8 protein-coding genes and 1 pseudogene are annotated in these 7,357 nt (G+C 38.4%); 5 read left to right on the top strand and 4 right to left on the bottom strand.

Annotation, left to right across the window (positions count from 1 at the left end):
* Positions 1-192: 192 nt before the first annotated feature.
* Positions 193-555 carry a thioesterase family protein gene (locus tag AT575_RS04835; RefSeq protein ID WP_102777400.1) on the bottom strand — a complete coding sequence of 121 codons (363 nt, stop codon included), beginning with the start codon at positions 553-555 and terminating at the stop codon, positions 193-195.
* A 100-nt stretch (positions 556-655) separates the two neighbouring features.
* Between AT575_RS04835 and AT575_RS04830 the strand changes: the two genes are divergently transcribed.
* Together AT575_RS04830 and AT575_RS04825 are read left to right on the top strand one after the other, a co-directional pair.
* Positions 656-1,009, top strand: a complete 354-nt coding sequence (locus AT575_RS04830; RefSeq protein ID WP_102777399.1) for an iron chaperone — start codon at positions 656-658, stop codon at positions 1,007-1,009.
* Between the two features lie 9 nt (positions 1,010-1,018).
* Positions 1,019-1,741, top strand: coding sequence for a pseudouridine synthase (locus AT575_RS04825; RefSeq protein WP_102777398.1), 723 nt, complete (start codon positions 1,019-1,021; stop codon positions 1,739-1,741).
* 32 nt (positions 1,742-1,773) lie between these two features.
* On the opposite strand, the gene AT575_RS04820 is transcribed toward AT575_RS04825, so the two are convergent.
* Both AT575_RS04820 and AT575_RS04815 read right to left on the bottom strand, forming a co-directional pair.
* Positions 1,774-2,691 carry a magnesium transporter CorA family protein gene (locus AT575_RS04820; protein ID WP_102777397.1) on the bottom strand — a complete coding sequence of 306 codons (918 nt, stop codon included), beginning with the start codon at positions 2,689-2,691 and terminating at the stop codon, positions 1,774-1,776.
* 104 nt (positions 2,692-2,795) lie between these two features.
* Positions 2,796-4,037 carry an aminopeptidase gene (locus AT575_RS04815; RefSeq protein WP_102777396.1) on the bottom strand — a complete coding sequence of 414 codons (1,242 nt, stop codon included), beginning with the start codon at positions 4,035-4,037 and terminating at the stop codon, positions 2,796-2,798.
* A 163-nt stretch (positions 4,038-4,200) separates the two neighbouring features.
* On the opposite strand from AT575_RS04815, the gene AT575_RS04810 reads away from it, so the two are divergent.
* The 3 genes and pseudogenes from AT575_RS04810 (at position 4,201) to AT575_RS04800 (ending at position 6,005) form a co-directional block, all read left to right on the top strand.
* A complete protein-coding gene (locus tag AT575_RS04810) occupies positions 4,201-4,329 on the top strand; it encodes a DUF4044 domain-containing protein (RefSeq protein WP_003099126.1) in 129 nt (42 codons plus the stop codon).
* A gap of 51 nt (positions 4,330-4,380) precedes the next feature.
* A pseudogene (obgE, locus tag AT575_RS04805) lies at positions 4,381-5,693 on the top strand (GTPase ObgE).
* Between the two features lie 153 nt (positions 5,694-5,846).
* Positions 5,847-6,005, top strand: a complete 159-nt coding sequence (locus AT575_RS04800) for a hypothetical protein (protein ID WP_102777395.1) — start codon at positions 5,847-5,849, stop codon at positions 6,003-6,005.
* A 48-nt stretch (positions 6,006-6,053) separates the two neighbouring features.
* On the opposite strand, the gene AT575_RS04795 is transcribed toward AT575_RS04800, so the two are convergent.
* Positions 6,054-7,186 (bottom strand): IS3 family transposase gene (locus AT575_RS04795; protein ID WP_415746943.1). Its coding sequence is split into 2 segments (ribosomal slippage): positions 6,054-6,913 and positions 6,913-7,186, totalling 1,134 coding nucleotides; the frame shifts between segments, so codons are not numbered across the junction.
* Positions 7,187-7,357: the final 171 nt, after the last annotated feature.

Genomic DNA, 7,357 nt, shown 5'->3' with positions numbered 1-7,357 from the left:
AGAGGCAAGTGACGAGTCAAGAGCAATAAGGCTTGAACAAAGTGAAAGCCAGCGCCTTTAGACGCTGGCTTGTATTCTGGGCTTATAGCCCTTGTTCAAACCACCCGTTAGACGGGTGGTTATGATTATAGAGTTTAAGTTACTGAGAACGGGCACAATTCAAACCATTCCTTTCAGAGTTAAGATAGCCACTTAAAGCTTACTGAGGAATTTCTCTACATCAATGCGAACTCTGGTATGACAGGCTTTAGCAACCATTTGCTCATTGACGTATGCTTCCAATCTAAAGTCATAGCGTCGGCCTTCTTCTTTAAGAGCGGTAATAACGATGGTTACGGTTTCTCCAATCTTACTGGCTTTGAGGTGCTGAATGGAGATTTCGGTACCAACAGTGGAAAGCTGACTGTCATTAAGGGATTCTTCTGTAAACTGGAAACAAGCATTCTCCATGAATGCAACTAGGGAAGGTGTTGATAAGACTTCTAAACCACCAGATCCAATTTGCTGGGCTGAATGTTCAATTTTGGTTTCAAAAACTTGAGAATAAATGGCCATGACTTTTCTCCTTTTTCCTTTATTATAATACTTTAGTAGCTTTCAGTCTTATAGAAACTGTGAATATGTTATACTAGAAAAAAAGTGATTGGATGGACTTATGAAGGAAAATAAAGAAGCAGTTACAGCTTATATTGCAGAACGACCGCAGGATCAGCAGCGACAATTAGCAAGTTTAAGAAATGTCATTGTCAGCCAATTACCTGATTCTGTGATAGAAGGCATTGCTTGGTCTATGCCCTCTTATTGGCAGAAGACTTATCTCATTCATTTTCAGGCTTACAGCAATCATTTGAATGTCTATATTGGTCCGGATGCGGTAGCTCATTTCACTGACATCTATCCCGACTTGACATACAGTAAAAGGGGTTTTAAGCTGACTTATGAAGAGCCATTGCCCCAAGAAGAAATCAAGGAAATGTTGACTTGGCTCTATGAAACGTATGCCAAATAGGAGGATGTCGTGAGATTGGATAAATTTTTAGTGGAAACTGGGCTAGGCAGTCGGACGCAGGTTAAAGCACTCCTGAAACAGAAGGCGGTTTTGGTTAATGGCAAGCCGGAGAGTCAGGCCAAGCTGCAGATTGATCCTAATCAGGATCAGGTGGCCTATCAAGGGCAAGAGCTGGTTTATGAGGAGTTTCTTTATTATCTGTTGAATAAGCCTCAAGGGGTGGTTTCGGCGACTGAGGATCAGGTCCATCAAACGGTCTTGGATTTATTGGATGAGACAGCTAGGCGGAAATCCGTATTTCCTGTGGGTCGCTTGGATAAAGACACACACGGGCTTTTATTATTGACAAATGATGGGGATTTGGCCCATCGCCTCTTATCCCCGAAAAAACATGTGGATAAGGTTTACCAGGCGGAAGTTGATGGCATCATGTCAGAAAGTGATGTAGAAGCTTTTGCTGAGGGGATTAGCTTATCAGACCACCAATGTCAGCCTGCACAATTAGAGATTATTGACGTTAATAAAGAAGCTGACACTTGTCGCGTTCGGATTACCATCAAGGAAGGCAAATTCCATCAGGTCAAACGTATGGTTTTGGCTTGTGGTAAAGTAGTGACAGATCTGCAACGCCTTTCTATGGGACCATTAGTCTTGGACCCTCAATTAGCCTTAGGAGACTTTAGGCGATTGAATAAGGCAGAACTTCAATCATTGTTAGAACTTAAAGCATAAAAAAAGCCGTTACCTTTGCAGGTAGCGGTTTTCTAGAGCCATTTTTTAAATTTTGAATAGAGAATTGCTGAAATAAAAATAGTAATGGCAAAAGCAATAACTAAAGGATAGCCCATGGGATTGTCCAATTCAGGCATATGTTTAAAGTTCATTCCATACCAACCAACTAATATGGTAAGTGGCATACAGCAAGTGGTAACGGTAGTAAGGACAGCCATATTCTTATTTTGACGCATTTCTAATTGTGATTTAGCCAATTCACGAATTTGAATGATGGTTTCACGCAAGGTGAGAACGGTTGTTTGCAGACGAGTGACTCTGGCTGAGAAAAGGTGGAAGAAACGAAGATTTTCTTCTTGGAAGAAGTTGTTCTCATTTTCCGACAACTCTTGAGCTAAGTCAATCAATTGAATATAATGACTATTTAACTTGGTCAATTTCCTTCTCAAGGCATTAAGTTCTTGCTCTTTGTATAGTTGCTTGCCGTCTAGAATCGCTTCTTCCAAATTATCTAAGAATTTATCGAAAGATTCTAATAGTTCTGAGTCTCCCTTGATAATACTTTCCAAAAAATCATAAATAAAGCGTTCCAAACTTGGTTTTTTCCATTTTTTACTTTTTTGGATTTTTTTGACTAAATGCTCAACATGATCATGACTATCGATGAAGACAATACCTCGTTCATCAAGTGCAAAGGAGAAATCAATAGCTTGGTTGAGTAAATCCTCATGATTAGGAATTTTGAAAGTCCCGGTTAAGGAGTCTAAGTTGACTTCTGCCTTGGTCGAACGAGCAGTAGTGAAGTCAAATTCCATATCAATACCCATTTTTAAGGCATCTTGAATGCTAGGCCATTCATTAGGTTTGATGACAGCAACAAAAGGGATTTGTTCTTCTTGACAGGTTTCAAAAGTGGTTGGCTTTAATTTTTCTAAAATTTGATAATACATATGCTTATTATAAGCGCAATAAGTAAAAAAAGCTAGTTGAAACTAGCTTTCTTTAGAGGTATGAGTTTTCTTTAAAACTCATTATTTTTTAGTTATCGATGCGATTAGATAGCCCACTCGCCACCACGGAAGATTGGGACCACTTGACCATCTTTAGTAATACCATCAATATCCATTTTTTCAGAACCAATCATGAAATCAACATGGGCAGTTGAGCGGTTCAAACCAGCTGCTTTTAACTCTTCTTGAGTCATTTCTGTTCCACCTTTTAAGCTAAAGGCATATGCTTGACCGATAGCTAAGTGGTTTGAGGCATTTTCGTCAAAAAGTGTATTGAAGAAGGTTAAACCAGATAATGAAATTGGTGTTTTATGAGGAACTAGAGCCACTTCACCGAGGGCGCGTGCACCATCATTTTCTTCAACAAGACGTTTAATGGTTTCTTCCCCTTTTTCGGCTGTTACTTCTGTAATTTGACCGTCTTTGAAGGTGAATTTCATGCCTTCTATAACGACACCAGCATAACTCAAAGGTTTTGTAGAAGAAACATAGCCATCAGCACGGCGATAATCCGGAGCCGTAAAGACTTCCTCAGTTGGCATATTGGCAATGAATTCTTCGCCTTGTGCATTTGTGCTACCTGCAGCTTCCCAAAGATGGTTTTCAGGCATACCTAAAGTTAAATCAGTCCCTGGAGCCATGTAGTGAAGGGCATCAAATTGATAGTCATTCAATAAATCAGCTTTTGATTCAAGGCGCGCTTGATGCTCATCCCAAGCTTTGATTGGGTCTTCTTCATAAATACGGTTCATTTTAAAGATAGCATCCCACAAAGCATCAACTTGTTCTTCTTCAGTAGTAAGGTCAGGGAAGACCATTGCAGCCCATTTAGGACTTGAAGCTGCAACTAAATTCCAAGAGAATTTGTTAGCTTGAGAAGCAGCTCTTTGTTTTTCAAGAGCAACAGCAGTCGCTTTAGTTGATTCAGATAAACGTTCAGAATCGACACCAGCAAATGCATTAGGGTCTGATGAACGAACGAATAAACGGCTAGCATTTTTATCTAAGAAATAATTAGATTTTTCAACCAAGTAATCTGGAACGTTAACCAAACGGTCATAGTCAGCATGCATTAAACGTTGACGGGCAATTTTATCATCAATATATTCAACAACAACTTCCGCAGCGCCAGCTTGGTAGGCTTTTTTTGTTAAAATTGAAGCCAATTTGTGATGCTCTACAGAAATAGCAATAATCAGTGTGTGTCCTTTTTGAACATTAACACCTTTTGTAATTAAAAGATCAGCATATTTTTCTAAATTTTTTTGAAAATCAGGTAAAACCATGAAAAGCTCCTTCTTAAAGATATAGTAAATCTAATGTAGCATAAAAGTGCCAAAACCTCAAGATTTATAGTATTTTATAGCGATTTTCCTTGCTTGTGATTTGCTTAAAAGATGGTTTCATGTTACTATATAAAAAAGAAAAATCTATAATTGAGGTGGCAAATTGGCATTTGGTGAAAATGGACCACGTAAGAAAACAGCATTTGAGAAAATTACAATGTTTGTTGTTATCTTAATGGTTCTCGTAACTGTAGGTGGCCTTATTGCAGGTGCACTATCAGTATTGATGTAAAAAAACGCCAATAGGCGTTTTTTTAAAGTAAATGAAAGTAAAGAGAAGATTATGAGTATGTTTTTAGATACTGCTAAAATCAGCGTTCATGCTGGTCGAGGCGGTGATGGTATGGTCGCTTTTAGACGCGAAAAATATGTCCCTAATGGTGGACCTTGGGGTGGTGACGGTGGTAAAGGTGGCTCTGTCGTCTTTAAAGTTGATGAAGGTTTAAGAACCTAATGGATTTCCGTTATAACCGTAAATTCCGGGCAAAAGCTGGTGAAAAAGGAATGACAAAAGGGATGCACGGTCGTGGTTCAGAAGATCTGATTGTCCCAGTTCCACCAGGAACTACTGTAAAAGACGCCATTACAGGGAAAGTCATTACGGACCTTGTCGAAAATGGACAAGAATTTGTGGTTGCTCAAGGTGGTCGAGGTGGTCGTGGCAATATTCGTTTTGCGACTCCAAGAAATCCAGCCCCAGAAATTGCTGAAAATGGTGAACCTGGTGAAGAACGTGAGTTAGAACTTGAACTTAAAATTTTAGCTGATGTTGGTTTAGTTGGCTTCCCATCTGTTGGAAAATCAACACTCTTAAGTGTTGTTTCAGCTGCTAGACCTAAAATTGGTGCTTACCATTTCACAACAATTGTTCCCAACTTAGGTATGGTTCAAACTAAGTCAGGTGAAAGTTTTGCCATGGCTGACTTACCAGGTCTAATTGAAGGTGCTAGCCAAGGTGTTGGTCTTGGCACACAATTTCTTCGTCATATTGAAAGAACACGTGTTATCCTACACATCATCGATATGTCAGCATCAGAAGGACGTGATCCTTATGATGACTATATTTCAATTAATAATGAGTTAGAAACCTATAATTTACGACTTTTAGAACGTCCACAAATCATCGTTGCCAATAAAATGGATATGCCTGAAGCAGACGAAAACCTAAAAGCTTTCAAAACTAAATTAGCAGAAAATTATGATGAATTTGATGAACTTCCAATAGTTTTTCCAGTATCTACCTTGGCAAAACAGGGCTTGGATAGTTTGATGGATGCTACAGCAGAATTGCTAGCAAATACTGACGAATTCTTACTTTACGAAGATAGCGACTTCCAAGACGAAGAAGTATACTACGGTTTCGATGGTGAAGAAAAAGACTTTGAAATTAGTCGTGATGATGATGCTTCATGGGTACTTTCAGGTGAAAAACTGGAACGTCTCTTTGTCATGACTAACATGGAACGTGATGAGTCTATTATGAAATTTGCTCGTCAACTTCGTGGTATGGGTGTTGATGAAGCCCTTCGTGAACGTGGTGCTAAAGACGGTGACTTGGTACGAATTGGTAACTTTGAGTTTGAGTTTGTAGACTAAATTGTCTAAGTCGGTCGATTTTTCAGTCTCAGGTCGTGACTTGCTACTTAGCAATGGTGCTACAGCAGCTATTGCAAAGACGGCTTAGACTATTAGTGATAGATAATAAAACGATATAATCGTTATAGTAGTTTCTTTTTATGGAGGTTTTTTATGGGTGATAAACCAATATCCTTCAAGGATAAAGATGGCAATTTTGTTTCGGCCGCGGATGTATGGAATGCAGAAAAATTAGAGGAGCTCTTTAATCTTCTAAATCCAAATCGTCGCTTACGACTGGAACGAGAAAAATTAGAAAAGAAAGAAGGATAGGGATTATTAGGCACTGCACCCTAATAGTGGGACGCGAGAAAAACACTTTTAGGCGATCAGTTTTCTGTACTGTACAGGAGACTGGTCGTTTAATCTCTGTTGAATTCTAGTTTCATTATAAAATGTTATGTAATTTTTAACAATTTTTGTTATACTATCTTTGTTGTATTTTCTCCGATCATGGAGATAAAAGGTTTCAGTCTTTAGGGCGGAGTGAAACCATTCAATACAGGCGTTATCTGCAGGTGTTCCTTTTCGGGACATTGAGCGGATAATGCCTTTTTTCGTACAAGCTTGATAGTAAGCCATAGAAGTATACACTGAGCCTTGGTCACTGTGTAAGATTGCACCTTTAGGCAATTTTAACTGATTAAGGGTATCTAGTACAAAATCCGTATCCTGACAATCTGAGATAGTGTAAGCTATAATTTCTCGGTTATAGAGATCCATAATTGATGAGAGATACAATTTACAGTTACCAAAATATAGGTAGGTAATATCTGTTACAAGCTTTTCCATAGGCTTATCTGCATGGAAATCCCTACTCAATTTGTTATCTGTTAAATAATAAGCTTTACCCAAATTTGGAACTTTCTTGGTACGTGTCCGACAAAGCCAGCCATTATTTTTCATGATACGATAGACTTTCTTTGCATTAACAGTCAATCCGTGGATCTTTTTGAGCAATCGTGTAATGGTACGATATCCATAAATAAAGTGATTCTCCATGCAGAGCTGTTCAATTAATTCAATGACGTCATCTTTTTTTTGTGGCTTCTCATACTCCTTTTTCCAACGGTAATAAGTCGACCGTTTGATGTCAAAACAGTCTAGAATGACAGCTATCGGGTAGTTGTTTTTATAGTCTTCCACAAGCTTGATAAGACTTACTTTATCGATTTCCTTATCAAGCCTCGATACTTTTTTAAGAGGTCAACTTGTAATTGTAATTGTTCCACTTCAGATAGATGTTCCAAGCCTTTACCATAGGTATATTGCTTGCCAACACCTTGATGGAAACGATAAAGCTCCTCGTTTTCGTACCATTTCATCCAAGTATAGATTTGACTATCATTTTTGATACCTAGTGTCTCCATAATAACTCTGTTAGACTTGCCTGCTTTCTTCATCTCGATGCAAGCAAGCTTAGTTTCCCATGAATATGCTTTTTTTACCATAATAAAACACTCCTGTTTCTAGTTTACTTGATATGTACCCCTTTTAATGGACTAATCCAGTGAAAGGGGTTTTTGTATGAAATATAATTATAATTTTAAATTAAATGCAGTAAACATGTATCGATCAGGTCAGTGGATAGAGACTCCAGTTGGTATCGGTCAAAAAAACTTTAG

The organism is Streptococcus penaeicida (assembly GCF_002887775.1).
GTDB classification, from domain to species: Bacteria; Bacillota; Bacilli; order Lactobacillales; family Streptococcaceae; genus Streptococcus; species Streptococcus penaeicida.
This window is presented reverse-complemented; position numbering and strand designations above follow the sequence as displayed.

Excerpts from the sequence above, each read along its gene's own strand:
- AT575_RS04835 (WP_102777400.1), bottom strand. The coding sequence starts at position 555 with ATGGCCATTTATTCTCAAGTTTTTGAAACCAAAATTGAACATTCAGCC.
- AT575_RS04830 (WP_102777399.1), top strand. The coding sequence starts at position 656 with ATGAAGGAAAATAAAGAAGCAGTTACAGCTTATATTGCAGAACGACCG.
- AT575_RS04820 (WP_102777397.1), bottom strand. The coding sequence starts at position 2,691 with ATGTATTATCAAATTTTAGAAAAATTAAAGCCAACCACTTTTGAAACC.
- AT575_RS04815 (WP_102777396.1), bottom strand. The coding sequence starts at position 4,037 with ATGGTTTTACCTGATTTTCAAAAAAATTTAGAAAAATATGCTGATCTT.
- AT575_RS04800 (WP_102777395.1), top strand. The coding sequence starts at position 5,847 with ATGGGTGATAAACCAATATCCTTCAAGGATAAAGATGGCAATTTTGTT.